The organism is Lachnoclostridium sp. MSJ-17, from assembly GCF_018918205.1.
GTDB lineage: Bacteria > Bacillota > Clostridia > Oscillospirales > Acutalibacteraceae > Ruminococcoides.
Map to the genome: position 1 here is coordinate 1 of NZ_JAHLQB010000103.1, position 1,919 is coordinate 1,919.

1 protein-coding gene is annotated in these 1,919 nt (G+C 53.1%); it reads left to right on the plus strand.

All coding sequences use genetic code 11. From position 1 onward, the window contains the following. Positions 1-254: 254 nt before the first annotated feature. On the plus strand, positions 255-1,868 hold the full coding sequence (gene pckA / locus KQI64_RS08560) for a phosphoenolpyruvate carboxykinase (ATP) (protein WP_216524267.1): 1,614 nt from the start codon (positions 255-257) through the stop codon (positions 1,866-1,868). The last annotated feature ends 51 nt before the right edge of the window (positions 1,869-1,919 follow it).

The window sequence follows — 1,919 nt, forward strand, 5'->3', positions numbered from 1 at the left end:
AGTATAGCACGGTTTTGGACGTTCGTCAAATATTGTCTGATTTGGAAAGCCCTCCGTTTCCATTGATTTTGCGGAAACGCGGCTGTGATAATTCATTTTTGCGGCAAATCTGTCCTAACAAGCCCTCGTTTTGCAATTAATGGCTGAAAAAACTGCATTTTATGCGCTTTATTTGTACGACTGCCGATATTGACAACCGCCGCCGGGCTGTGGTATCATGTATTTGTAAATATATATCAGAAGGAGTAATCACAATGGCAAGCATTGATTTAACAAAGTACGGCATCACAGGCGCCGCCGAGATTGTTCACAACCCCTCAATGGAACAGCTCTTCAAGGACGAGACCGACCCCGCTCTCGAGGGCTTTGACGTCGGCGTTGAGACCGAGCTGGGCGCTGTCAACGTTATGACAGGCGTTTACACAGGCCGTTCGCCTAAAGACAAGTTCATCGTTATGGACGAGGTCTCCAAGGACACCGTTTGGTGGACTACACCCGAATATCCCAACGACAACCACCCCGCTTCCGAAGAAACATGGGCTGCCTGCAAGAAGCTCGCCCTCGACGAGCTCAGCGGCAAGAAGCTCTATGTAGTAGACGCTTTCTGCGGCGCGAACAAGGATACACGCATGGCTGTCCGCTTCATCATGGAGGTCGCATGGCAGGCTCACTTCGTTGAGAACATGTTTATCAAGCCCACCGCTGAGGAGCTTGAGAACTTTGAGCCGAATTTCGTCGTTTACAACGCTTCAAAGGCTAAGGTCGAGAACTACAAGGAGCTCGGTCTGCACTCCGAGACCGCGGTTCTGTTCAACGTAAACAGCCGCGAGCAGGTTATCCTCAACACATGGTACGGCGGCGAGATGAAAAAGGGTATGTTCTCCATGATGAACTACTTCCTGCCGCTCAAGGGCATCGCTTCAATGCACTGCTCCGCAAATACCGACATGGAAGGCAAGAATACCGCTATCTTCTTCGGTCTCTCCGGCACCGGCAAGACCACACTTTCCACCGACCCCAAGCGTCTGCTTATCGGCGACGACGAGCACGGCTGGGACGACAACGGCGTATTCAACTTTGAGGGCGGCTGCTACGCGAAGGTCATCGGCCTTGACAAGGAGAGCGAGCCCGACATCTACAACGCTATCAAGAGAGACGCGCTTCTCGAGAACGTTACCGTCAAGGATGGCGGCGTGATTGATTTTGACGACAAGAGCGTTACCGAGAACACCCGTGTTTCATACCCGATTGAGCATATCGAGAAGATCGCGAAGAACGTAAACGGCATTTCAGCGGGTCCCGCTGCCGAGAACGTTATCTTCCTTTCCGCTGACGCGTTCGGCGTGCTTCCTCCCGTATCAATTCTCACTCCCGAGCAGACCCAGTACTACTTCCTCTCAGGCTTCACCGCTAAGCTCGCAGGTACAGAGCGCGGCATCACCGAGCCTACTCCCACCTTCTCTGCCTGCTTCGGTCAGGCATTCCTTGAGCTGCACCCCACAAAGTATGCTGAGGAGCTCGTCAAGAGAATGGAAAAGAGCGGCGCTAAGGCGTACCTCGTAAACACCGGCTGGAACGGCACCGGCAAGAGAATCACCATCAAGGATACACGCGGCATCATCGACGCTATCCTCGGCGGCGACATCAAGAACGCTCCCACCAAGACTATCCCCTACTTCGGCTTTGAGGTTCCCACCGAGCTTCCCGGAGTTGACACAGGAATCCTCGACCCCAGAGATACCTATGCTAATCCCGCTGAGTGGGACGAGAAGGCTAAGGATCTCGCCGCGAGATTCATCAAGAACTTCGACAAGTACACCACCAACAAAGCAGGCAAGGCTCTCGTTGAGGCAGGCCCCAAGCTTTGATCGTTCTTTGCCGGAGTTGACAAGTAAATCGCTCTATGACAGAGGTTTGGC